The organism is Micromonospora sp. NBC_00860 (genome assembly GCF_045207375.1).
GTDB lineage: Bacteria > Actinomycetota > Actinomycetes > Mycobacteriales > Micromonosporaceae > Micromonospora > Micromonospora vinacea.
In genome coordinates this window covers 332,103-354,225 of record NZ_CP108825.1, presented here as the reverse complement: position 1 = coordinate 354,225, position 22,123 = coordinate 332,103, and the positions used below count along the sequence as shown (strand labels likewise).

Annotated in this window: 19 protein-coding genes; 5 read left to right on the top strand and 14 right to left on the bottom strand. The window is 73.4% G+C overall.

Features of this window, described 5'->3' with window-relative positions; translation table 11 throughout:
• Positions 1 to 231: 231 nt before the first annotated feature.
• From mptB (OH804_RS01765) to OH804_RS01745, 5 genes are read right to left on the bottom strand one after another with little or no spacing between them, the layout of a single operon-like run.
• Entirely contained in the window at positions 232 to 1,764 is a 1,533-nt protein-coding gene (gene mptB, locus OH804_RS01765; protein WP_406062328.1) for a polyprenol phosphomannose-dependent alpha 1,6 mannosyltransferase MptB, read from the bottom strand.
• A gap of 14 nt (positions 1,765 to 1,778) precedes the next feature.
• Positions 1,779 to 3,188, bottom strand: coding sequence for a polyprenol phosphomannose-dependent alpha 1,6 mannosyltransferase MptB (gene mptB / locus OH804_RS01760; RefSeq protein WP_406062326.1), 1,410 nt, complete (start codon positions 3,186 to 3,188; stop codon positions 1,779 to 1,781).
• A gap of 45 nt (positions 3,189 to 3,233) precedes the next feature.
• Complete coding sequence (locus OH804_RS01755) at positions 3,234 to 4,847, bottom strand: hypothetical protein (RefSeq protein ID WP_406062324.1); 1,614 nt, start codon at positions 4,845 to 4,847, stop codon at positions 3,234 to 3,236.
• Positions 4,840 to 7,863 carry a bifunctional [glutamine synthetase] adenylyltransferase/[glutamine synthetase]-adenylyl-L-tyrosine phosphorylase gene (locus tag OH804_RS01750; protein WP_406062322.1) on the bottom strand — a complete coding sequence of 1,008 codons (3,024 nt, stop codon included), beginning with the start codon at positions 7,861 to 7,863 and terminating at the stop codon, positions 4,840 to 4,842. Before OH804_RS01750 ends, OH804_RS01755 begins: the two co-directional genes overlap by 8 nt.
• The gene (locus OH804_RS01745) at positions 7,863 to 8,630 is read right to left on the bottom strand and encodes a type 1 glutamine amidotransferase (RefSeq protein WP_196919016.1); all 768 of its coding nucleotides are present in this window, start codon (positions 8,628 to 8,630) and stop codon (positions 7,863 to 7,865) included. Before OH804_RS01745 ends, OH804_RS01750 begins: the two co-directional genes overlap by 1 nt.
• Before the next feature lie 149 nt (positions 8,631 to 8,779).
• On the opposite strand from OH804_RS01745, the gene OH804_RS01740 reads away from it, so the two are divergent.
• Positions 8,780 to 9,679, top strand: a complete 900-nt coding sequence (locus OH804_RS01740) for an LD-carboxypeptidase (protein ID WP_231392828.1) — start codon at positions 8,780 to 8,782, stop codon at positions 9,677 to 9,679.
• Between the two features lie 152 nt (positions 9,680 to 9,831).
• Here OH804_RS01740 and OH804_RS01735 read toward each other — a convergent pair whose 3' ends face one another.
• A complete protein-coding gene (locus OH804_RS01735; protein WP_406062320.1) occupies positions 9,832 to 10,722 on the bottom strand; it encodes a virginiamycin B lyase in 891 nt (296 codons plus the stop codon).
• A gap of 184 nt (positions 10,723 to 10,906) precedes the next feature.
• Between OH804_RS01735 and OH804_RS01730 the strand changes: the two genes are divergently transcribed.
• Complete coding sequence (locus tag OH804_RS01730) at positions 10,907 to 11,371, top strand: hypothetical protein (RefSeq protein ID WP_196924571.1); 465 nt, start codon at positions 10,907 to 10,909, stop codon at positions 11,369 to 11,371.
• 255 nt (positions 11,372 to 11,626) lie between these two features.
• On the opposite strand, the gene OH804_RS01725 is transcribed toward OH804_RS01730, so the two are convergent.
• The 4 genes from OH804_RS01725 to glnA form a co-directional block, all read right to left on the bottom strand.
• Positions 11,627 to 12,004: a VOC family protein gene (locus tag OH804_RS01725; RefSeq protein ID WP_406062318.1), complete on the bottom strand. Its 378-nt coding sequence runs from the start codon at positions 12,002 to 12,004 to the stop codon at positions 11,627 to 11,629.
• A 152-nt stretch (positions 12,005 to 12,156) separates the two neighbouring features.
• On the bottom strand, positions 12,157 to 12,849 hold the full coding sequence (locus OH804_RS01720; protein WP_196919020.1) for a YafY family protein: 693 nt from the start codon (positions 12,847 to 12,849) through the stop codon (positions 12,157 to 12,159).
• A 69-nt stretch (positions 12,850 to 12,918) separates the two neighbouring features.
• Positions 12,919 to 13,344: a DUF350 domain-containing protein gene (locus OH804_RS01715; protein ID WP_196919021.1), complete on the bottom strand. Its 426-nt coding sequence runs from the start codon at positions 13,342 to 13,344 to the stop codon at positions 12,919 to 12,921.
• Between the two features lie 89 nt (positions 13,345 to 13,433).
• Positions 13,434 to 14,783, bottom strand: a complete 1,350-nt coding sequence (gene glnA, locus OH804_RS01710; protein ID WP_091409557.1) for a type I glutamate--ammonia ligase — start codon at positions 14,781 to 14,783, stop codon at positions 13,434 to 13,436.
• A gap of 285 nt (positions 14,784 to 15,068) precedes the next feature.
• Between glnA and OH804_RS01705 the strand changes: the two genes are divergently transcribed.
• Together OH804_RS01705 and panB are read left to right on the top strand one after the other, a co-directional pair.
• The gene (locus OH804_RS01705) at positions 15,069 to 16,826 is read left to right on the top strand and encodes an NAD+ synthase (RefSeq protein ID WP_406062315.1); all 1,758 of its coding nucleotides are present in this window, start codon (positions 15,069 to 15,071) and stop codon (positions 16,824 to 16,826) included.
• 196 nt (positions 16,827 to 17,022) lie between these two features.
• Positions 17,023 to 17,868, top strand: a complete 846-nt coding sequence (gene panB, locus OH804_RS01700; RefSeq protein ID WP_406062313.1) for a 3-methyl-2-oxobutanoate hydroxymethyltransferase — start codon at positions 17,023 to 17,025, stop codon at positions 17,866 to 17,868.
• Between the two features lie 103 nt (positions 17,869 to 17,971).
• On the opposite strand, the gene npdG is transcribed toward panB, so the two are convergent.
• The 4 genes from npdG to OH804_RS01680 form a co-directional block, all read right to left on the bottom strand.
• Entirely contained in the window at positions 17,972 to 18,670 is a 699-nt protein-coding gene (gene npdG, locus OH804_RS01695; protein ID WP_091409546.1) for an NADPH-dependent F420 reductase, read from the bottom strand.
• A gap of 100 nt (positions 18,671 to 18,770) precedes the next feature.
• Positions 18,771 to 20,201, bottom strand: a complete 1,431-nt coding sequence (locus tag OH804_RS01690; protein ID WP_196919024.1) for an RNB domain-containing ribonuclease — start codon at positions 20,199 to 20,201, stop codon at positions 18,771 to 18,773.
• An 80-nt stretch (positions 20,202 to 20,281) separates the two neighbouring features.
• Positions 20,282 to 21,160: a histone gene (locus OH804_RS01685; protein WP_231392367.1), complete on the bottom strand. Its 879-nt coding sequence runs from the start codon at positions 21,158 to 21,160 to the stop codon at positions 20,282 to 20,284.
• Between the two features lie 82 nt (positions 21,161 to 21,242).
• Positions 21,243 to 21,446, bottom strand: a complete 204-nt coding sequence (locus OH804_RS01680; RefSeq protein WP_196919025.1) for a hypothetical protein — start codon at positions 21,444 to 21,446, stop codon at positions 21,243 to 21,245.
• Positions 21,447 to 21,678: 232 nt separating this feature from the next.
• On the opposite strand from OH804_RS01680, the gene OH804_RS01675 reads away from it, so the two are divergent.
• Positions 21,679 to 22,104: a hypothetical protein gene (locus OH804_RS01675; RefSeq protein ID WP_196919026.1), complete on the top strand. Its 426-nt coding sequence runs from the start codon at positions 21,679 to 21,681 to the stop codon at positions 22,102 to 22,104.
• Positions 22,105 to 22,123 lie beyond the last annotated feature (19 nt).

Below are 22,123 nucleotides of genomic sequence, written 5' to 3'. Positions count from 1 at the left end.
AACTTCGGGGATGTTGCTGCCTCCGACGCCCGGGAGGCAGCACTTTCCCTGCAGTTGCGCGGATCTTGGGCGTAGACCCCCACCGAGATCGTGCTCAATCCTGGAAGCAGGGGCCTCGAACCCACCGGCAGCCCACACCATCCAGGTTCAGGCGCGATCTTGACCACCCCGCCTCGGTGATCATGAGGTTAGCCGGGAGTTTTGTCCACCTTGTCCCCGCCAACCTCATGATCAACGATGGCGGCGGCGGGCGGCGAACGGGGTGCGTACGAGGACGGTCAGGAGCAGGGCGGTCATCGCCAGGGCACCGGGTGCCTTGGTGACGCGGGCCAGGTTGGTGCCGTCGGGCAGGGCGAGGAAGGCTGCCGCCGCGGCGGGCAGCACGAACCACGTCGTACGGGCGGCGGTGAGCGCGAGCAGCGCCAGCGGCCAGGTCGCGTACCAGGGGTGGAAGACCGGGGACAGGACGACGGTGGCGACCAACGCCAACGCCGCGCCGTGCAGCGCAACCCGGGACCGCGTCACTTGATGACAGTCGACCCCCAGCGACGCAACCCCGGAAGACGCCCCCACGTGAGCCGCCCCGGAACCCGCCACCTCGTTCCACTGGCGCAGGGTCTGCCAGGCACGCCACCAGAGCACTGTCAGCACTCCGACGAGCAGCAGCAACGCGACCGCCCGGACTCCCGGCACCGCCTGCGGGTCCCGGCCAACCAGCGCGCCGGCGTAGTCGACCACGAAGCCCACGGCGGTGGGTGGTGACGTCCACTGCTCGGAGTCGCCGCTGTGGGTCAGCCCGCCCACCCAGCCGAAGCCGAGGCCGGACACCGCCGAGGTGACCACGAGTGCGGCGAGTAGTCCACCGGCCAGCCAACCACAGTGGCGCAGCAACGCCCGCAGCGTGTACGGGCCGGGCATCCCGGCCAGCACGGCGAACGGCACCACCACCACGGCGCTGGCCTTCACCGTGACGGCCAGCCCGAGCAGCGCTCCGGCCAGCAGGAGAGCCGCCGGCCGGCCGGGTCGGCGGACCACGACCAGCAGCCCGGACAGCAGCAGGCCCAGCATCACGGCGTCGTTGTGCGCGCCGGCCACCAGGTGCACGCCGACCAGCGGACCGGCCAGCGCCAACCAGGCGGCCTGCCGGGTCGGCACCCCGGCCGCTCGCGCCAGACCGGGCAGGCAGAGTGCGGCCAGCAGCAGCCCGGCCACGGCGATCACGCGCAGCGCCACGATGGTGCCGGTGAGCCCGCCGCCGAGGCCGACGGCGAGCGCCGCGAGCAGCATGAACGCGGGCCCGTACGGTGCCGGGGTGTCCCGCCAGATCGGTGCCACAGTGTCCAGCCAGGGGCAGCCCGCCGCCGCCACCCCCACTGTGTACGGGTCGACGCCGTGCGCGTACGTCCAGCCCTGGCAGGCGTACGAGTAGACGTCCCGGCTGCCCAGCGGTGGCGCGACCAGCAGCGGTAGTGCCCACAGCCCGGCGGTGACGTACGCCCAACGGGTCGACGGCGCACCCGAGCGCAGCGACCACCACGCCCCGACGAGCAGTGCGGTGCCGATCAGCCAGCAGGTCAGCGTCGCCGGGCCGTCCGGGGCTCGCCAGATCGACACCGGTGTCCCGCCCAGCGGGGCGTCGGGCAGCGCCCCGCCGAGGTATCCGGCCACGGCGAGCAGGACCGCGCCGGCCAGGCCCGTGTACCGGGCACCCGAGGCCGTCAACGACACGGAGGGCGGCGAGACGGGCGTGCCGGGAGCGGTCACCGGCGCACCTTCCCTCAGTCGGCGGCGACCGGCTGACGGGCCGCCCGAGCCGACCGTACCAATCGGATGACCAGCACGATCACCAACAGCGTCATCAGCGGCGCCCCGATCGTCTTGGTGTACCGGGGCAGCCCGGTGCCGTCGGGTAGCACCAGGAACGACGCGACCAGGGCGACACCTGTGAACCATCTGGTCCGTTGGGCGGTGGCGGCCAGCACGAACAGCGGCCAGGTCCAGTACCAGGGGTGCACGACGGGGGCGAGCGCGACGGTGAGGGCGAGCGCGAGGCCGGCGTAATACAGCGGGTCGCGGGTGCGGGCCCGCCACCAGAGCCAGACGAGCAGTACGGCCAGGAGGACCACGGCGATCCCGCGGGTGACCGGCAGCGCGTCGATGTGGCCGCCGAACAGCGCCGCGACGTACCCGACGGTCTGTCCGACGGCGGTCGGCGGTGACGTCCAGGCGATGGCGGCGCCACCCTGGGACAGCCCGCCGATCCAGCCGAAGTCCAGTCCGCCGGCGACTGTCACGCCGACCACGCTGGCGACAGTGCCGCCGACCACCCAGCTGCCGTCGCGGATCAGCGTGCGGATCCGGTACGGCCCGGCGGTGGCGGCCAGTGCGGCGAACGGCACCACCACCACGGCGGTCACCTTGATCGCCACCGCGACTCCGAGGAGCAGGCCGCCGACCAGCAGCATTCCGCGCCGGCCCGGGTGCGCGGCCACCACGGCCAGCCCACCGACCAGCGCGGCGAGCATCAGCACGTCGTTGTGGGGGCCACCGATCAGGTGCGCGGCGACCAGCGGGGAACCCAGTGCCAGCCACACCGCCCGCTTCGCCGGCACACCGGCCCGGCGGGCCAGCGCCGGCAGGGCCCACGCGGTGAGGGCCACGCCGACCAGCGACAGCGCACGGAACAGCACGATGCTGGCGGTCAGCGAACCGGTGGCCTTCACCACGGCGCCCGCGATGAGGACGAACAGCGGCCCGTACGGCGCCGGTGTGTCGCGCCAGATGACCGAGACCGTGTCCAGCCAGGGGCAGGGCAGCGCGGAGACGCCCTGTTCGTACGGGCTGATGCCGCCGACGAAGCTGGCGCCCTGGCAGGCGTACGCGTACACGTCCCGGCTGCCGAAGGGCGGTGCGATCAGCAGCGGCAGTAGCCAGAGCCCGACGGTGGCCAGGGCCCACCGTGTCGAGGGCCCCCCGTCGCGCAGCGCCCACCAGGCGTACGCCATCAGGCCGGTGCCGACCACCCAGGCGGTGAGGATCAGCGGGCCGTTGGGCCCCTGCCAGATGCTGACCGGGGTGCTGCGCAGGGGGCCGCTCGGAAACGCGCCGCCGAGGAAAGCGGAGAGCGCGAGCAGCATCGAGCCGGCCAGGCCGGTCCAGCGCGCGAGGTGGGAAGGCACGCCGGACATGCTGCCAGCATCACGGCGGGGTGCCGACGGCAGGCACCCGGACGGTCAGCAGTGGCGCGCCGGCGCCAGCCCGCTGGAGACCGTGTAGTCGCCGGCGGCGCGGACCCGCACCTCGGTCCACCCGTCCGCGCCCGGTCGCAGGCAGCCGTCCGGGCCGTCCACCGTGAGCCAGCGCGACCAGCGCACCCGGACCGGGACGTCCCCGGGAGTGGCGGTCATCCGGACCGCGCCGCGGTCGGCGGTGACGAGTCGACCCGGTGCACCGACGAGCGGGGTCGGATCGACCACTGCGTACATCCGCCAGGTCGGGTCACTCCAGACCTCCCGCAGGTACGGCAGGCCGGCGCGGATCAGCGCGGCCTCCTCGCGGCCCCACCGGTCGGCGGGTGCGTCGGGGGCGAGCACCACGTAGCTCACCGCCTCGTGCCGTAGCCACTGCTCGTACGTCTGGGCGTTCAGGTTGCCGTCGTAGAACAGCGCGTTGCGGTCGCTGTCGACCTGGCGTTCCCATCCCCGGGCCAGTGGCACTGTCGGCGGCAGGTACGCGGACTCCCAGTGGTCGCGCAGCGGCACCACCTCGACCCGCCCGGCCGGTTGCCGCCTGTCGAGTTCGGCGACGAGCGGTTGGTAGAAGCTTTCGGCGCTCTCCGGGGCGCCGGCCCTCGTCACGTCGCTCACCATCACCGGGGACTGCCACCACACGGTCGCGGCGAGCAGCGCGGCCAGCCACTGCCCGGGCAACGCGGCGTACCCGGCCAGCACGGGCAGGGCGAACAGCATCGGCAGTCGTAGCGCGTTGGAACCGATCGGGCTGGGCAGGTAGTACGCCCCGATCAGGAGCAGCACGGTGAGCGCCGCGCCGACGCGCAGCACCCGGCGGCGACGCGGCAGCACGACCGCCACCAGCACCGCGAGCGCGACGTTGATGCGCATCGACTCGGCCGAGTACGGCTGGGTGCCGCCGTTGCCGAAGACGAACGCGATCGGGGCTAGCGTGACGGCGGGCGCCACGGCCAGGACGAACCCCTCGGCCAGTGGTCGCTCGGCTCGCCAGCCACCGGGCAGTGGGCGACCCGGCCCGTCGCCGGTCCGCAGGGCGCCCAGCAGCAGCGCCGCGCCGGCCAGCCCGGTGAACAGGCCGGCCACCGGGCTGGCCGCCGTCGCCAGGGCGGCGCAGACGGCGGCGAGCGTCAACCGGAGCCAGCGCGGTGGGCGTTCCGCGCTGACCGCGCAGAGCGCCAGCAACCCGAACGCCAACCCGACCGCGAAGGTGATCCGACCGCTCGCCAGGTTGCCGACCAGCACCACAGCGCCGAGGACGCCGGCCAGCAGCGGCCGGCGCGCCCGGTTGCGGGTGAACAGCCAACCCAGCGCGGCAGCGCCGACCACGGCGGCGACCGCCCCCAGCGGACGCACCCCGATCAGCGCGCCCAACCGGGCGGTGAAGAGGCTGTAGCCGTACTGGTTGACGCCGCCGTACCAGCCGAAGTCGACAGGCGCGGCCCCGTACCGCTCGGTGAACCCGGCACGGGCCACCTGCGCGGCGAGGTCGGTGCCCATCGGCGGCGCGAGGAGGAACGCGACGGCGAGCAGCACCGCGGCTCCGGTCGCCGTGCCCGCGATGCGTAGCCCGGTTGGGCGCGGCGACGCGTCAGGCATCGAGGACCCGTTCGGCCGCGGCGCGGGAGCGGCGGCCGGTGCGCAGGTACTCGTCGAGGAACTCCCCCGGGTCGTCGCGGCCGAGCAGGCGGGCCACCCCGGCCAACTCCACCCCGTGCCGGGGCAGTTGGTCGCCGGCCCGGCCCCGGACCAGCATCAACGCGTTGCGGACCTGCGCAGCCAGGGACCAACCGGCGGCCATCTCCGCGGCGTCCGCCGGGTCGATCAGGCCGGCCCGCTCGGCCGCCGCGAGGGCGTCGAGGGTACGCGTGCCGCGCAGCTCCGGGATCGCGCCGGCGTGCCGGAGCTGGACGAGTTGCACCGCCCACTCCACGTCGGCGAGCCCACCGCGACCCAGCTTGGTGTGGGTGGCCGGGTCGGCGCCCCGGGGCAGCCTCTCGGTCTCCACCCGGGCCTTGATCCGGCGGATCTCGACGACCTGCTCGCGGGTCAGCCCGTCGGCCGGGTAACGCACCGGCTCGATCATCGCCTCGAACTCGGCGCCCAGGTCGGCGTCGCCGCAGACGAACCGGGCGCGCAGCAGCGCCTGCGCCTCCCACACCCGCGACCAGCGGGCGTAGTACTGCGCGTACGCGGCGAGGCTGCGCACCAGCGGACCCTGGCGGCCCTCCGGCCGCAGGTCGGCGTCGACGCCCAGCGGCGGGTCGGGGGCGGGTACGCCGAGCAGGCGGCGTAGCTCCTCGGCGACGGCGTGCGCGGCGGCGCTGGCGGCGCTCTCGCTGGTGCCCGGCGGCGGGTCGTAGACGAAGAGCACGTCGGCGTCGGAGAGGTAGTTCGACTCGTACCCACCGAGCCGACCCATCCCGATCACCGCGAACCGCAGCCCTTCCGACGCCGGCTGGCTGGCCTGCGCGGCCCGCAGCGCGGCGGCCAGGGTGGCATCGGTGACGTCGGCGAGCGCCGTACCGACCTCGGTGATGTCGGACAGCCCGCGGGCGGGCCGGTTCGCGCCGTCCGCCCGGGTGGGGCTGGGTGCGAGCGCGCCGGCCCGGCAGAGCAGGTCGGCGCAGGCCACCCGGACCAGCTCCCGGCGTCGCAGCGCGCGCACCGCGCTCGTCGCCTCGACCGGGTCGGTGTGCCGGGCCGCCGCCGCCAGGAAACCCTCCCGCAGCACCTCGGGCGCGCGTGGCGCCAGCTCGTTCTCCTCGGCCAGCAACCGCAGCGCCTCCGGGTCGCGGGCGAGCAGGTCGGCGACGTACCGGGACAGGGCGAGGACCCGGGCCAGCCGACGGGCGACCGGGCCGCCGTCGCGTAGCAGCCGCAGATACCAGGGGGTGCTGCCCAGCTTGTCGGAGACCTTGCGGTAGTTGAGCAGCCCCCGGTCCGGCTCGGGCGCGTCGGCGAACTCGCTGAGCAGCACCGGCAGCAACGTGCGCTGGATGGCCGCCGTGCGGCTCACCCCGCCGGTGAGCGCCTGGAGGTGACGCAACGCCCCGGCCGGGTCGGCGAAGCCGAGGATCTCCAGGCGGTTCCTGGCCGCCTCCGGGGTGAGTCGCAGCCCGTCGGCCGGCACCCGGGCCACCGACTCCAGCAGCGGCCGGTAGAGCAGTTTGGCGTGCAGTCGGCGTACCTCGGTGGCGTGGGTGACCCACTCGGCCCGGAAGCTCTCCACGGCGCTGCGCCCCGGCGTGGCAGTGAAACCCAGCGCGGCGGCGAGCCAGCGCAGCGCGCCCGGCTCGGCGGGCACTGTGTGCGTACGACGCAGGCCCTGGAGTTGCAGCCGGTGCTCGACGCTGCGCAGGAAGCGGTAGCCGCGCAGCAGGGCCTCGCCGTCGGCCCGCCCGACGTAGCCGCCGGCGACGAGCGCGCGCAACGCCGGGATGGTGCCGGGCGGGCGCAACGTCTCGTCGCCGCGACCGTGCACGAGTTGCAGCAACTGGACGGCGAACTCGATGTCGCGCAGCCCGCCGGGACCGCGCTTGATCTCGCGCTCCAGCTCCTTCGGCGGGATGTGGTCGATGATCCGGCGGCGCATGGCGCGGACGTCCTCGACCGCCTCGGGCCGCTCGGCCGCCCGCCAGACCAGCGGCGCGAGCTGGTCGATCCACTCCTGGGCCAGCGGCAGGTCACCGGCGGCCGGCCGGGCCTTCAGCAGCGCCTGGAACTCCCAGGTGCGCGCCCACCGCCGGTAGTAGGCCAGGTGGCTGGCGAGGGTCCGCACCAGCGGGCCCCGGCTGCCCTCGGGGCGAAGCGCGGCGTCCACCGGCCAGGCGACCAACCCGCAGATGGAGATCAACCGGGTCGCCACCTGGGTCGCGGCGGACAGGTCGGCGTCCTCGGCGGCCACGAAGATGACGTCCACGTCGGAGACGTAGTTCAGCTCGCCGCCGCCGCACTTGCCCATCGCCACTACCGCGAGTCGGGGCCGCTCGGTCCCCTCCGCCAGCTCCGCGACCGCGATCTCGTACGCCGCGGAGAGCGTGGCGTCGGCCAGCGCGGAGAGCGCGGCCATCGTCTGCTCCAGGCCGCGACCGCCGGTCAGGTCGGCCGCCGCGATCCGCAACAACGCCAACCGGTACGCGGTCCGCAGCGCCGCCACCGGGTTGCCGCCGTCCGCTGGCTCCAGCCGCCCCTCGGCGGTCGGGGCGAGCCCGTCCGGGGCGGTGCGCAGCGCCCGGTAGTGCTCGGGGTGGGCTACCAGGTGGTCGCCGAGCGCCGCCGACGCGCCGAGGACCGCTATCAGCCGCCGTCGTAGCCCGGGATCCTTGTGCAGGTCCGCGAGCAGCGGCGATTCGGCGGTGCTGCCTTCGGTGCTGCGGCCCTCCGCCTCCACGATGCGGTGCAGTTGGCGCAGCGCCAGGTCCGGGTCGGCGGCCCGGGACAGCGCGGCGAGCAGCTCCGCGGCGCCCTCGTCGACCGGCTCCTGCTCGGCCGGCTGCCACAGGCGCAGCCCCTCCGGGCCGAGCAGGTCCGCGGCGCGCGCGCCGCCGTCGCCTTCGGCGGTGCCGAAGCCGTACCGGGCGAGCCGGCCCGGTGCCCTGGTCGGCCGGCTCATCAGTGCCCGAGCAGCGGCAGGCCGCGCCGCATCGTGCTGTCGTCCAACTCGCCGAGGGCCAGCGCGGCGAACCGGGCGGCGAACGGTTGCCAGACCTCCTCGACGTCGGGCAGCACCGAGGCGCAGGCGGCGACCACCAGTTCCGGGTCGTAGCCCAGCTCGGCGAGTTGGGCCGAGTCGGTGGCCCAGTCGGCGATCATCGCGGCGTCGCACTCGATGTGGAACTGCAACCCCCACGCCCGGTCACCGAGGCGGAACGCCTGATGCGGATAGCGGGTGGAGGCCGCCAGCAGGGTCGCTCCCCGAGGCAGCTCGGTGATCTCGTCGGCGTGCCACTGGAGCACGTCCGGGATCAACGGCACGTACCGGAACAACGGATCGTTCTCGGCGGCGTCGCGCCGGCCGACCACGCCGGGGCCGATCTCCGGCCCGGACGGGCTGCGCTCCACCAACCCGGCGTGCGCGGTGGCGAGCAGCTGCGCGCCCAGGCAGACCGCCAGGGTCGGCACCCGGTACCGGACCGCCTTGCGCAGCAGGCCCTCCACTGCCGGAAACCACTGTGCGCCGGGCGAGCCGTCCGGCAACGGGTACGCCTGTTGGTCGCCGCCGAGCACCACCAGCGCCGCGTACCCCTCCAGGTCGGCGGGGAGCTCGTCGCCGGCGTGCGGGCGAACCACCCACAGTTCCAGCCCAGCCTCGGTCAGCCACTCACCCAGCCGGCGCGCGTCGTCCGTCGGGTCGTTCTCGATCACCAGCGCGGTTGCCACCCGTCGAGGCTAGCCGGTACGCGGCACGGCACCACGCCCCGGCACGGGCCGCGCGCCCTCCCGTCGCCCGTGCGCGGGTCCCGATCACCGCGGGATGGTTAGGCTCTGCGGTTGTGATCAGCGAGGACACCACCGCCGTACGCCCGCCCATGCTGCGCCCGGGTGACACGGTGCTGCTGGTGTCGCCGTCCGGGCCGACGTCGCCCGAGCGGGTGGCCCGGGGCGTGGAACTGCTCACCGGCTGGGGCCTGCGCCCGGTGCCGGCGCCGAACGCGTACGCCCGCCACGGCTACCTCGCCGGCACCGACGACAGGCGTGCCGCCGACCTCAACGCCGCCTTCGCCGACCCTGACGTACGCGGGGTGATCTGCACGCGGGGCGGCTACGGCGCCCAACGGATCGTGGACGCCATCGACATGGCCGCCGTACGCCGCGATCCGAAGGTGGTCGCCGGCTTCTCGGACATCACCGCGTTGCAGTTCGCCCTGTGGCGGGGCGCCCGCCTGGCCGGGGTGCACGGCCCCGGGGCGGCCTGGCGCGACGAGCGGACGTCGCTGCGCTCCGCCGAATCCCTGCACGCGGCGCTGATGACTACCGAACCGGTGTCGATCACCGCGGTCCCCACCGAGGAGACCTTCGGCGTACGCGTCCCGGGTCGTGCCACCGGCACCCTGCTCGGCGGCAACCTGTGCCTGATCGCCGCGTCGATCGGCACACCGGACCTGCCCGACCTGACCGGTGCGGTGCTGTTGATCGAGGACGTGCAGGAGCCCCCGTACAAGGTCGACAGGATGCTCACCCACCTGCGTCGGGCCGGCGCGCTGGACGGACTCGCCGGGGTGGCGGTCGGGCAGTTCACCGACTGCGGCGACGGCTGGGACACCACCATCGTCGACGTCCTCACCGAGCGCCTCGGCGACCTGGGCGTACCGGTGCTCGGCGGCCTCCCCATCGGCCACGGCCCCGACCAGCTCACAGTCCCGGTGGGCACCACCGCCACCCTCGACACCACCACCGCCACCCTCACCGCAACCCCGGCAGTCCAATAACCCCGCTCCCCTCCCCCGCCCTCCCGCCCTCCCCCGCCCTCCGGCCCCTCCCCGCCCCGGTGATCAAGAGGTTTGCGTCATGTTCGGAGCGGATCCTGACGCGAACCTCTTGGTCAACCAGGGCAGGGGTGAGGGACGGGCGGATCTCCGGGTCAGGCGGGGGTGGGTGGGGTCAGGTGGGCTATTGCGCCGATTTCCAGGGCGGCCCAGATGCCGGTGGGGGTGCGGGTGATGCCGTGCGGTTCGGCGTTGGGGGTGGGGAGGGCCCAGCCCTCGATCCGTCCGGTGGGGTCGATGTGACCGATCCGGTTGGCACCCCACTCGGTGAACCACGCGCCGCCGTCCGGGTCGGCGACGATCGCGTGCGGGCGGGCCGCCCGGTCCGGCAGTGGAAACTCGACGATCTCGCCATCCGGCTCGATCCGGCCGAGCTGACCGGCGGCGATCTCCACGAACCAGATGGCGCCGTCGTCGCCGAGAGCGATGCCGACCGGGCCTGCCTTCGCTGTGGGTAACTGATGCAGCGTGACCCTGCCGTCGAGGTCGATCCGGCCGATCGCGTTCGCCTGGTTGAGGGTGAACCAGAGAGCCTGGTCCGCGCCAGCGGTGATCATCGAGGCGAATCCGCCGGTCACCGGCAGCGGGAACGCGCTGTGGGTGCCGTCGGTCTCCACCCGGCCGATCGTGTCGGAGGTCATCCCGGCGTACCAGAGCGCGCCGTCAGGCCCAGCCGCGATGCCGCCCGGCCCGGTACCGGGCGGCAGGGCGAAGGTGCGCTGCTCGCCGTCGACGGTGATCCGCCCGATCCGGTCGTCTCCGGAGCGGGTGAACCAGAGAGCCCCGTCCGGCCCGGCCGTGATGATCAGTGGGCGACCGCCGGCCGGCTCCAGCGGGTAGGTCCGGACCGCGCCGTCGGGCGAGAGCCGGGCGACGCCGCCGGCATGGGCCAGCGTCAGCCACAGCGCGCCGTCCGGGCCGGGCGTGATGCCGTACGGCCCGGCGTCCGTTTCGACGAGTGGGATCTCCCGAATTTCGACGGTCATTCCGCGGTGTCCTTCCGTCGGTGGATCATCCACCCTGACCGCTCAGCCAGCGACGAACAACCGATTTCAGCCACCGCCACCCAGGATTGCCAGCTCGCTGACAGGGTCGCCACGGCTTCCGCCCAGACAGCCCGGTCACTGTCGGTTACGACAGCGCAGGATGACCGAACCTCTGGAGGACAGCATGTCCCGCACCATCCGTAGGAAGCACCTGCTGGCCGGTCTGGCCACCGCCGGCGTCCTCGGCGTCGGGATCGCGGCCCCGACGATCGCGTTCGCTGCCGACACTCCGACACCGAGCGCCAGCACCGCCCCGGCCCCGGGCACGGCTCCCGGCGCGAAGGCCGACCGGCAGGGCGAGTTCGCCGAGGCGCTCGCCAAGGAGCTGGGCGTGCCCACCGACAAGGTGACCGCCGCACTGGAGAAGATCCGCGAGCAGCACCGCCCGACCGACCGACCGCAGCGCCCGTCCGCCGAGGACCGGCAGGCCGCGCTCAAGCAGCGCCTGGACCAGGCCGTCAAGGACGGCAAGCTCACCCAGGAGCAGGCCGACGCGATCACCAAGGCCGTCGAGGCCGGCGTCTTCCCCGGCCCCGGCGGCCACCGCGGCCCGGGCGGTCACCACGGCGCTGGTACGCCCGGCAAGTAGTTCCGGTAGGTCCGGCCGCGACAGGCGCCGGCAGGCCGGGGTCGCCCTCGGTACGCCCCGGGCGGACCCGGCCGGCCTCGATGGGCCCCGGGCGGACCCGGCCGGCCTCGATGGGCCCCCGTCGGCCCCGGTCCGCCCTGTCGGTCGGGGCCGGCTCGGGCCTGCCGCAGCTTGATCCACTCGGTTTCCAGGAAGTCGCGGTGTCCCGGGCGCTCGAACCCCGCGACATCATGAAAACCGAGTCGATCACCGGGGCTATGCGGGTGGGGGCGTGAACACGCCCAGGTGGTTGCCGGCCGGGTCGAGGAGGTGGGCCAACGTGAGACCGCTCGGTGCGGTACGCGCTGGCACCAGCACCCGGCCGCCGGCCGCTTCGGCCTGTCGGCAGGTCTCCGCGACGTCGGCGACCTCGGCGTAGAACACCGCGTAGTTCGGTGCCGTCCCGTCGGTCGCCCGGATCGCCCCGCCGATCCCGCTGTCGCCGCCGGCCCCGGTCACGCGGTAGGACCCGCCGTTGGTCGAGCCCTGCTCCTCGAAGGTCCAGCCGAACAACTCCCCGTAGAACCGCTCCGCGTCCTCGGGCCGATCGGTGCCGATCTCGAACCAGGTGATGGGCGTGGTGGACCTCGACATCTACTGCCTCCAGAAATTTCCGTGCCGGCCGTTCGGCCGTCGTCTGGAGCAGTCTCGGGGCCGTTGGCGACAACGTCCTGTCGGTGTTTCCGGATCACCCGGCGGGGTTTCCAGCGACGAGACCCGCCCGGGCCCGCCGCGCCCAGCCCGGTTCAGACCAGGCTCAGCGGGCGAACCCGTTCGTGCGGGATGTCGAGATCCGTCAGGCGTAGCTCCCGGAGCACCACGTCGGGCAGCACCCGGACGCTCCGGATCCGGTCGGTGCGGAAGCACCGCAGTTCGTCGCGCAGACGGCACCAGGCCACCAGGTACCAGTGTCGGGAGTTGCCGAGGTAGCCGAGCGGTTCGACGTCCCGGGTCGAGTCGGCGTCGGCGCGGTCGGCGTACCGGATGCGGAGCACCCGCCGCGCGGCGACCGCGTCGGCGACGGTGGCCGGGACGGGCGTGGCCGGCCCGTCGCCGATCAGGTGCACCCGGCCGGCGAGACGGTGTGCCTCGGCGGCGTCGGCTGCCGGCAGCACCGCCACCAGCTTGCGCAGCGCGGTGGCGGCCGGTCCGGCGAACGGAGAGCCGGCGAGCCGGTGCAGCGCCACTGCCATGGCCACCGCCTCGGCGGCGGTCAGGTTGACCGGCGGCAGGGTGCGGGCGCGGTCCAGGACGTAGCCACCGGTGCGCCCGGGCTCGGCCCAGATCGGCACCCCGGCCTCCTGCAACGCGCCGAGGTCCCGTTCGATGGTCCGGCTGCTCACCTCGAAGCGCGCGGCCAGCCAGCGGGCGCTGCGCGGCCGTGGTGACACCGCCCGCAGCTCCTCGACCAGCGCGTAGAGGCGATCCGTGCGGTTCATGCCCGGCACGTTACGACCGGGGTACGACGCCCTCCAGCGCCCGCCCGCACGGCGGCGCGGGCAGCCGCCTCAGGCGATGCAGGCGCAGACGATCAGCGCTGCCCCGAAGTGGGTGGCGGCGCTGACCCGGGCGGCCGGGTGCGGTTCGGGCGAGCAGATGACCTCGCCGAGCTTGCCGGGGGTGAGCAGGTCCAGCACCACGAAGGCCAACGCCATGATCGCCAACCCGACCAGCCCGAAGACCACGGTGGAGGCGAGCCCCTTCCCGAAGTCGCTGTAGCTGGTGAGGATCGCGGTGAAGACGATCCCGGCGATGCCGAGCTGGTTGGCGGCGAGCAGCAACCCGGCGTTGGCGTTGCGGTCGACCCAGATCAGGTCGCGTAGCCGGCCCGGGGTGAGCAGGTCGACGAGCCCGAAGCCGGCGGCCATGAGCCCGACGCCGACGATCCCGAACACGACGCTCTGCCAGGCACCGCTGAGCAGATCCTCCAGCACCGACTGCCTCCCGACTCTCCGCCCGGAGGGGGTACCGGCGCGGTGATCGAGACGATAGCGGCAGCGCGCAATCGCGTCAGCCCCGACGTCTACAGCGCCAGGTAGCGCTGCCGCTCGTACGGGGTGACCTCGCGGCGGTACTGCTCCCACTCGGCCCGCTTGTTGCGCAGGAAGAAGTCGAAGACGTGCTCGCCGAGCACCTCGGCGACCAGTTCGGAGCCGGCCATCACGTCGATCGCCTCGGCAAGGTTCTCCGGGAGCGCCTCGTAGCCCATGGCACGGCGCTCCGCGCTGGTCAGCGACCAGACGTCGTCCTCGGCGCCCGGCGGCAGCTCGTACCCCTCCTCGATGCCCTTGAGGCCGGCGCCGAGCAGCACCGCGAAGGCGAGGTACGGGTTGGCCGCCGAGTCCAGCGAGCGGACCTCGACGCGGGCCGAGTTGGGCTTTCCGTACGCGGGAACCCGGACCAGCGCGGACCGGTTGAGGTGACCCCAGCAGACGTACGCCGGGCTCTCGGTGATCCGGTCGGGCAGGTGCTGCGGGAAGAGCCGCTTGTACGAGTTGACCCACTGGTTGGTGACCGCCGTGTACTCGCGGGCGTGCACCAGCAGACCGGCGATGAAGGACTTCGCCACCTTGGACAGCTTCATCGGGTCGCCGCTGTCGTGGAAGGCGTTGCGCTCCCCCTCGAACAGTGACAGGTGGGTGTGCATCCCGCTGCCCGGCTGGTCGGTGAACGGCTTCGGCATGAAGCTGGCCTGCACACCGGTGGAGAGCGCGACCTCCTTGACCACGTGCCGGAAGGTCATGATGTTGTCGGCGGTGGTCAGCGCGTCGGCGTAGCGCAGGTCGATCTCCTGCTGGCCGGGCGCGACCTCGTGGTGGCTGAACTCCACCGAGATGCCGATCCGTTCCAGCGCCAGCACGCCCTGGCGGCGGAAGTCCCGGGCCACGGCATGGGTGGTGTGCTCGAAGTAGCCGCCGGTGTCGACCGGGGTGGGCACCGAGCCGTCCTGCGGACCGTTCTCCAGCAGGAAGAACTCGATCTCGGGGTGGGTGTAGAAGGTGAAGCCCTTCTCGGCCGCCTTGGACAGCGCGCGGCGCAGCACGTGCCGGGGGTCGGCCCAGGACGGGCCGCCGTCGGGCAGCAGGATGTCGCAGAACATCCGGGCGCTCTCGCCGCTGACGCCGCCTTCGAAGGGGAAGACCTGGAAGGTGGTCGGGTCGGGCATGGCCACCATGTCCGATTCGAAGACCCGGGCGAAGCCCTCGATCGCCGAGCCGTCGAAGCCGATGCCTTCCTCGAAGGCCGCCTCGAGCTCGGCGGGTGCCACCGAAACGCTCTTGAGCGTGCCCAGAACGTCGGTGAACCACAGCCGGACGAACCGGATGTCCCGCTCTTCCAGCGTGCGGAGGACGAACTCCTGCTGACGGTCCACTTCCCCAACCCCTCGCGACACTCTTTTGTCCGCCTTGGCCGGGCTCTACCCGACCTGATCGCCCAGTGTTCCCGGGCCTGGTTACGCAGACGTTACGCGAACTGCCGCCGGCCGTCCCCTCGTGTCCCGCCCGGCGAGCGCAGGCCCCGGCCGTGCCACCCGCGCCGGCCACCATGACGGCCGGGCTCCTGCCGCCGCGGCCTCGCGGGCGCCTGCCGCAGCAGGTGGCGGCAATCTCGTCCGAGGGTACGGATTGTCGCGCCGAGGCTGGGGCAAGATGAAGGCATGCCCACCCTGCGTCTCGCCCTGTCCCAGGTCAACCCGAGCGTCGGCGACCTCGCCGGAAACGCCGACCTGGTCCGCAGCTGGACTCGCCAGGCCGCCGATGCCGGTGCCCAGTTGGTGCTCTTCCCGGAGATGATGCTGACCGGGTACCCGGTCGAGGATCTTGTCTTCCGGCGTTCCTTCGTGGCCGCGTCCCGGGCCGCCGTGGAGCGGCTGGCCGCGGACCTGGCCGCCGATGGTCTCGGCGAGTTGCCGGTGGTGGTCGGCTACCTGGACGCCGACGGCCCGCCGCAGGTCAGCGGGGACGCGGAGCCGGGCCGGGGTGCCCGCAACGCCGCCGCGCTGCTGCACCGGGGCGTGGTGGCCGCCCGCTACTTCAAGCACCACCTGCCCAACTACGGGGTCTTCGACGAGGACCGGTACTTCGTCTCCGGTGACGAGCTGACGGTGGTGCGGATCGGCGGCGTGGACGTCGCGCTGACCATCTGCGAGGACCTGTGGCAGGCCGGCGGTCCGTTCGCCGCCGCCCGGAGGGCCGGCGTCGGCCTGGTCGTCAACATCAACGGCTCGCCGTACGAGCTGAACAAGGACGACATCCGGCTGCCGCTGGTCCGCCGCCGGGCCGCCGAGGCGGGCGCCGCCATCGCGTACGTCAACATGACCGGCGGCCAGGACGAGCTGGTCTTCGAGGGCGACTCGATGATCGTGAGCGCCGACGGTGAGCTGCTCACCCGGGCCCCGCAGTTCGTCGAGCACCTGCTCGTGCACGACGTCGAGCTGCCGGCTGCCGCCACCCCGCCGACCACCGAGACGGTGGCCGACGGCATGCGGATCGTGCACAGCACGCTGGACGGCGTTCCGCCCACGCCGTCCGGCCCGGCCGCCACCGGCGGGCTGATCGAGCCGGTGGCCGACGAGGCCGAGGTGTGGCAGGCGCTGGTGTTGGGCCTGCGCGACTACGTCAACAAGAACCGGTTCCCGTCGGTGGTGCTCGGTCTCTCCGGCGGCATCGACTCGGCGGTGGTGGCCGCGCTCGCCGTCGACGCGCTCGGTCCGGACCGGGTGGTCGGGGTGTCGCTGCCCAGCCAGCACTCCTCGGAGCACTCCCGGGAGGACGCCGCCGACCTGGCCAAGCGCACCGGCCTGGACTACCGCGTCGAGCCGATCCAGCCGATGGTCGACGGTTTCCTGGCCAACCTGTCGCTGTCCGGCGTGGCAGTGGAGAACCTGCAGGCCCGGGTCCGTGGCGTGATCCTGATGGCGCTGTCGAACCAGGAGGGCCACCTGGTGCTGACCACCGGCAACAAGAGTGAGCTGGCGGTCGGCTACTCCACCCTGTACGGCGACTCGGTGGGCGGCTTCAACCCGGTCAAGGACGTCTGGAAGACGCTGATCTGGCGGCTCGCGAAGTGGCGTAACAGGGACGCGGCCCGGCGCGGTGAGACCGCCCCGATTCCGGAGAACTCGATCGGCAAGCCGCCGAGCGCCGAGCTGAGCCCGGGCCAGCTCGACAGCGACAGCCTGCCCGACTACGACGTCCTGGACCCGATCCTGATCGGCTACGTCGACGGCGACCTCGGCCGCGACGGGCTGGTCGAGTCGGGTCACGACCCGGCAATCGTGGACAAGGTGCTGCGGCTGGTGGATACCGCCGAGTACAAGCGACGGCAGTCGGCGCCGGGCACGAAGATCTCCATGAAGGCGTTCGGTCGGGACCGCCGTCTGCCGATCACCAACCGGTGGCGCGAGCACGGCTGAGCCGTACCCCTGGGGGTGCTGGGTCGGTGGCGCGGCCCGGCAGCGCCACGCGGTGAGCGCGCGGCGCGGTCCCGGCCAGCCTTGCGCTGGTGGAGTGACATCTTGCACTGGGCCCTGCCGTCAGCCCGTCTCGCGGTGCGACGATCGCGACGGAACCCGGGGACCGCGCAGGCGGCCTCGAGGAAGGGAGACAGAGATGGTGGAGTCCACTCCGCACGAGGTGACCGCGTTGTACGGCGGCCCGGCCACCCGGCGGGTCCGCACCCGCGACCTGATGGCCGCCAAGGAGCGCGGCGAGCGCTGGCCGATGCTCACCTCGTACGACCAGTACACGGCGTCGATCTTCGACCAGGCCGGTGTGCCGGTGCTGCTGGTCGGCGACTCGGCCGCGAACAACGTGTTCGGCTACGAGACCACCCTGCCGATCACCGCCGACGAGCTGCTACCGCTGGTGCGGGCCGTGGTGCGGGCGACCCGGCAGGCGCTGGTCGTCGGTGACCTACCGTTCGGCTCGTACGAGGAGGGCCCGGCCCAGGCGCTGCGGACCGCCGTCCGGTTCATGAAGGAGGGTGGCTGTCACGCGGTGAAGCTGGAGGGTGGCCGCCGCAACGCCGCGCAGATCGCCGCGATCGTCGGCGCCGGCATTCCGGTGATGGCGCACATCGGTTTCACGCCGCAGAGCGAACACACACTGGGCGGCTACCGCGTGCAGGGTCGCGGCGACGCCGCCGACGAGGTGCTGGCCGACGCACGGGCGGTGGCGGAGGCGGGCGCGTTCGCTGTGGTGCTGGAGATGGTGCCCGGCGAGGTGGCCAAGCGGATCACCCACGAGCTGACGATCCCCACTGTGGGCATCGGCGCGGGCCCGGACACCGACGCCCAGGTGCTGGTCTGGCAGGACATGGCGGGGCTGCGGACCGGCAAGGCCCCGCGCTTCGTCAAGCGGTACGCGGATCTGGCCGGCGCTCTCACCGACGCCACCCGCCGTTTCGCCGACGAGGTCCGCGGCGGCGAGTTCCCGGCCGCCGAACACACCTTCTAGTACCGGGCACGGCCTGATCCACTCGGGTTTGCCAAAGTCGCGGTGTCCCGGGCAACCGGGACACCGCGACGTCATGGAACCGGAGTGGATCAGGCCGCTGGGGTCAGAGGTCGGTGACGCGGATGCCGGCGTGCGCCTTGTAGCGCTTGTTGATGGCGATCAGGTTCGCGGTGAACGCCTCGATCTGGTGCGCGTTGCGCAACCGGCCGGCGTAGATGCCCCGCATCCCGGGGATCCGGGCGGCGAGCGCGCCGACGATGTCGACCAGCTCACGGTCCTCGGTGCAGATCAGCACGTCCAGGTCGATCCGGTCGACCTCGGGGTCGGCCAGCAGCGGAGCGCTGACGTGGTTGAACGCCGCGCAGACCCGGGAGTCGGGCAGCAACGCGGCGGCCTGCTGCACGGCGCTGCCCTCGGCGACGGTCAGCGCGTACGGGCCCTGCTTGTCGAAGCCGAGCGGGTTGACGCAGTCGACGACGATCCGACCAGCGAGCGGCTCGGCGAGGGCGGCGACGGTGGCGGCGTGCCCGTCCCACGGCACCGCGATGATCACCACGTCGCTGCGTCGGGCCACCTCGTCGTTGGCCGCGCCGGTGACGCTGCCACCGGCCGGCACCCCGGGCAGGGCGGCGATCTCGGCCGCGGACTCGGCGGCCCGCTCAGCCGACCGGGACCCGATCAGCACCGTCTGGCCGGCCCGCGCGAACCGGTAGGCGAGGCCCCGCCCCTGGTCGCCGGTGCCGCCGATGATGCCGACCGTCAGCCCGGACACGTCGGGCAGCGTGCTCGCGTCGTATGCCATGGCCTCATCCTCGCAAACCACTCGGTAGCTCAGCAGCGCCGAGCACTGTGAGAATCCCCGCTGCCGTCACCGACCACGCCGGCGAGGACCGGCGGACCGGTCAGGCCAGCTCGAACAGGACGGTCCGGGCCGCCGGGTCGGCGGTGACCAGACGGACCCGGACCCGTTCGCCGAGCGGCAGTTGGCCGAGGCAGCGGGCGCGTACCGGCGGGGCGTCCAGCGCGACGGTGCCGCCGGGCGGTCGGGGCCGGGACTTGCCGTTGGGCGGGGCGTCGACGTCGAGGACGGCCGCGTCGAAGGTCTCGCCCACCCGATGCTCCAGCACCGCCGCCTCGGCCAACTCGACGGCGCCACGAGCGGCCGCCGAGGCGGTCCGGTCGGTGCTCGCCATCACCTCGGGCAGCCGGGGCAGCGCGGCGCGGGCCCAGTCGGGCACCGGCTGGCCCGTGTGCAGGGCCAGGCAGACCTCGGTGGCGTACCGGTCGGCCAGCCGCCGCAGCGGGGCCGTCACGTGCGCGTACGCGGCCGCCACGCCGCCATGTTCCGGCTGCTCCGGCAGCTCCCCGTCGAAGGCGGTGTACGCGGCACCGCGCATCAGCTCGGCCGCCTGGTCGATGAACGCGGCGGCGCGTGGCTGGGCGGCGTCCAGACCGGCGATGACCTGCCCCGGGCCCACGTCGTCCGGCCAGTGCACGCCCAGTGGCGCGGCGGCGGCCCGCAGCCGCTGCACCGCCTCCGGCTTGGGCGCCGGCATCGTCCGCAGCAGGCCCACCCGCCCGGCCAGCATGATGTCGGCGGCGGCCATGCCGGTCAGCAGGGAGATCTGCGCGTTGTGCTCTTCCATGGGCACCGGCGCGCGCAGCACCAACCGCCAGCCGTCACCGTCGGGCTCCAGATCCTGCTCGGGCAGCGGCAGGTTGATGGCGCCCCGGCGCAGCCCACGGGCGGTCAGTCGGTCGCCGATCTCCGGCAGCAGCGCAATCGGGTCGGGTAGCCGCCCGGCCCCGGCTGCCGCCTGCACGCCTGTGTAGTCGAGCTTGGCGCGGCTGCGGACGAGGGCGCGTTCCAGCTCGACGGCCACGGTGCCGCCGTCGGCGTCCAGGTCGATGGTCCAGACCACAGCGGCCCGGTCGTCGTCGGGCAGCAGGCTGGCAGCACCCTCGCTGAGGGTGCGCGGGTGCAGCGGCACGTTGCCGTCGGGCAGGTAGATGGTCTGCCCCCGCCGCCAGGTCTCCGCCTCCAACGCGTCACCGGGGGTGACGTGCGCGGCGACGTCGGCGATCGCGTACCGCACGCGGTAGCCCCCACCCGGGCGGCGGGTGAGGTGCATCGCCTGGTCCAGGTCCCGCGAGGTGGCGGGGTCGAGAGTGACGAACTGTATGTCGGTGCGGTCGACGGGCGGCTGCGGCGGTGCCGCAGCCGCCTCGTCGGCTTCACGCTGGGCGTCGGCCGGGAACTCCTCGGACAGGCCGAGCTCGCGGCGCAACGCGCCGAAGTCGATGCGGGGCGCGAGTACGCGTCGGATGACCACGGGTCAATCCTGACAGCGTCACGGGTGATCCGCTTCCGGTGACCGGCCGGAAATCCGCCCGGTGCGGGGATGGTCCGCGCTCAGCCGGTCGCTTTCCGGGCGGCGCTGCGGGCCCCCCTGGGGGCGGTGGCTCGGGCGGCGACCGGGCGGGCGGGTGACTTGCGGGCTGTCACCTTGCGGGCCGGCGCCTTGGCCGCGACGGTCTTCTTCGCCGGGGCCTTCTTCGCCGCCGCCTTGCGGGCGGTGGTCGACGAGGTGCCCGTCGCCTTCGCGGCCGGGGCCTTCTTGGCCGGGGCCTTGCGCGCACCGCCGCTGGGGCGGGTGGACGCTGTCTTCTTCGCCGGCGCCTTCTTGGCGGTCGTCTTCTTCGCCGTTGTCTTCTTGGCGGCGGACGCCTTGGTCGCCACCTTCCGCGCCGGAGCCTTCGCCGCGGTGGTGGTCTTGCGCGTCGATGCCTTCGCCGCGGTGGTGGTCTTGCGCGCCGGGGCCTTCGCCGCGGTGGTGGTCTTGCGCGCCGGGGCCTTCGCCGCGGTAGTGGTCTTCTTCGCCGCGCTGGCGGTGGTCTTCTTCGCCGCGCTCACCGTCTTCTTCGCCGTACCCGTTGTCTTCTTCGCGGCGGCGGTGGTCTTGCGCGCCGTGGACGCCGGGGCCCGCTTGGCGGTGGCGGTCGTCTTGCGGGTGGCGGTCGAGGTCTTCGCGGGGGCCTTCTTGGCCGCGGCGGTGGTCTTGGTCGTGGCCTTCTTCGCGGGGGCCTTCGTGGCCGCCGTGGTGGTCTTCCTGGCCGGGGCGCGGCCCGCCCCGCCGGCGGCCTTGCGGGCCGGTGCCTTCGCGGCTGCCGTGGTGGACTTGCGCACGGGGGTGGTCCGGCTCGCCGCCGTGTTCCGCTCCGCCGCGGCGGTCTTCTTCGCGGTGGTGCGTCGGGCGGCCGGGCGCTTGGTGGCCTGCTGTGCTTCGGCCATCGTGGTTCCCTCCTCGGGGGCGTGCTCTCGCGTGCGTCCTCGCGGAGCACGAAATACCTCGGCGCGAGCCGTCCCGCGCCGCCTATCTGTCCTCCCCGGCCCAACGAGCGTCCTCGGCATCCCACGCCTCGTTCCGCTCCTGCACGCGTTGCAGGGCGTTCTCCGCGTCGGCCGCCGAGTCGTACGGGCCGAGAACATGTTTCGCCGGACACACGTTGGCGTCCGTCTCGACCCGGTGATGCCGGGTGCACCAGTAGAACTGCCCACCACGTTCGCTGTCGCTCATGGGAATCACTGTGCACCGCGAACCGGCCGGCCGCCACCGGATCGCACAAGTCGCCGACGATCTCCACAGTAGATATGCATTCCCCGCTGCGGGCCGAAACCGCAAAGAAAGCCCAGCTCGGGAGTTTTTCCGAACACTCCGACAATTGACCGGGCCAGTGACCGGGATCGATGATGAGAGGCGGTCATCCTCCGTCCACCCTGGGCGGGGCCACCGGAGACGGAGCCCTGCGATGCCACGTACCCGCCGCCTGCCCGCCATGATCCTGGCCCTCGTTCTGCCACTGCTCGTGCTCGTCGGTGCGGCACCAGCTGCCGCCGCCGCCCCCACCCTCAAGATCAAGTCGGTGACCCTGGTCGCCAAGGGCGCCGGTGTGCGCCTGGACTTCGTGGTGACCTGCGACGAGGGCTCCTACGCGGACCTGCGCGGCACGATCACCCAGGCCGCCGGGAACCGCATCGCCAACGGTTCCGTGCCGGAGTGGCGCCTCTGGGACTGCACCGGGCAGTCGCAACCACTGTCCGTGCTGATCCCGGCCGACGTCGCCGGCGCCCCGTTCCACACCGGCGAGGCACTGCTGCTGATGGTGGTCTACGCCTGCCCGGGTGCGAACTGCGAAGAGGTCCGCGCCGAACAGGTGGTGCGGATCGTCCGCTGACCCGCGTGACCGCTGTCCG

Bases quoted from the DNA above. Each gene is read 5' to 3' on its own strand.
- OH804_RS01705 (WP_406062315.1), top strand. From the start codon at position 15,069: ATGCCCACCCTGCGTCTCGCCCTGTCCCAGGTCAACCCGAGCGTCGGC.
- OH804_RS01750 (WP_406062322.1), bottom strand. From the start codon at position 7,863: ATGAGCCGGCCGACCAGGGCACCGGGCCGGCTCGCCCGGTACGGCTTC.
- OH804_RS01685 (WP_231392367.1), bottom strand. From the start codon at position 21,160: ATGGCCGAAGCACAGCAGGCCACCAAGCGCCCGGCCGCCCGACGCACC.
- OH804_RS01735 (WP_406062320.1), bottom strand. From the start codon at position 10,722: ATGACCGTCGAAATTCGGGAGATCCCACTCGTCGAAACGGACGCCGGG.
- mptB (WP_406062326.1), bottom strand. From the start codon at position 3,188: ATGTCCGGCGTGCCTTCCCACCTCGCGCGCTGGACCGGCCTGGCCGGC.
- OH804_RS01675 (WP_196919026.1), top strand. From the start codon at position 21,679: ATGCCACGTACCCGCCGCCTGCCCGCCATGATCCTGGCCCTCGTTCTG.
- panB (WP_406062313.1), top strand. From the start codon at position 17,023: ATGGTGGAGTCCACTCCGCACGAGGTGACCGCGTTGTACGGCGGCCCG.
- OH804_RS01680 (WP_196919025.1), bottom strand. From the start codon at position 21,446: ATGAGCGACAGCGAACGTGGTGGGCAGTTCTACTGGTGCACCCGGCAT.
- OH804_RS01730 (WP_196924571.1), top strand. From the start codon at position 10,907: ATGTCCCGCACCATCCGTAGGAAGCACCTGCTGGCCGGTCTGGCCACC.
- npdG (WP_091409546.1), bottom strand. From the start codon at position 18,670: ATGGCATACGACGCGAGCACGCTGCCCGACGTGTCCGGGCTGACGGTC.
- OH804_RS01740 (WP_231392828.1), top strand. From the start codon at position 8,780: ATGCTGCGCCCGGGTGACACGGTGCTGCTGGTGTCGCCGTCCGGGCCG.
- OH804_RS01725 (WP_406062318.1), bottom strand. From the start codon at position 12,004: ATGTCGAGGTCCACCACGCCCATCACCTGGTTCGAGATCGGCACCGAT.
- OH804_RS01755 (WP_406062324.1), bottom strand. From the start codon at position 4,847: ATGCCTGACGCGTCGCCGCGCCCAACCGGGCTACGCATCGCGGGCACG.
- OH804_RS01720 (WP_196919020.1), bottom strand. From the start codon at position 12,849: ATGAACCGCACGGATCGCCTCTACGCGCTGGTCGAGGAGCTGCGGGCG.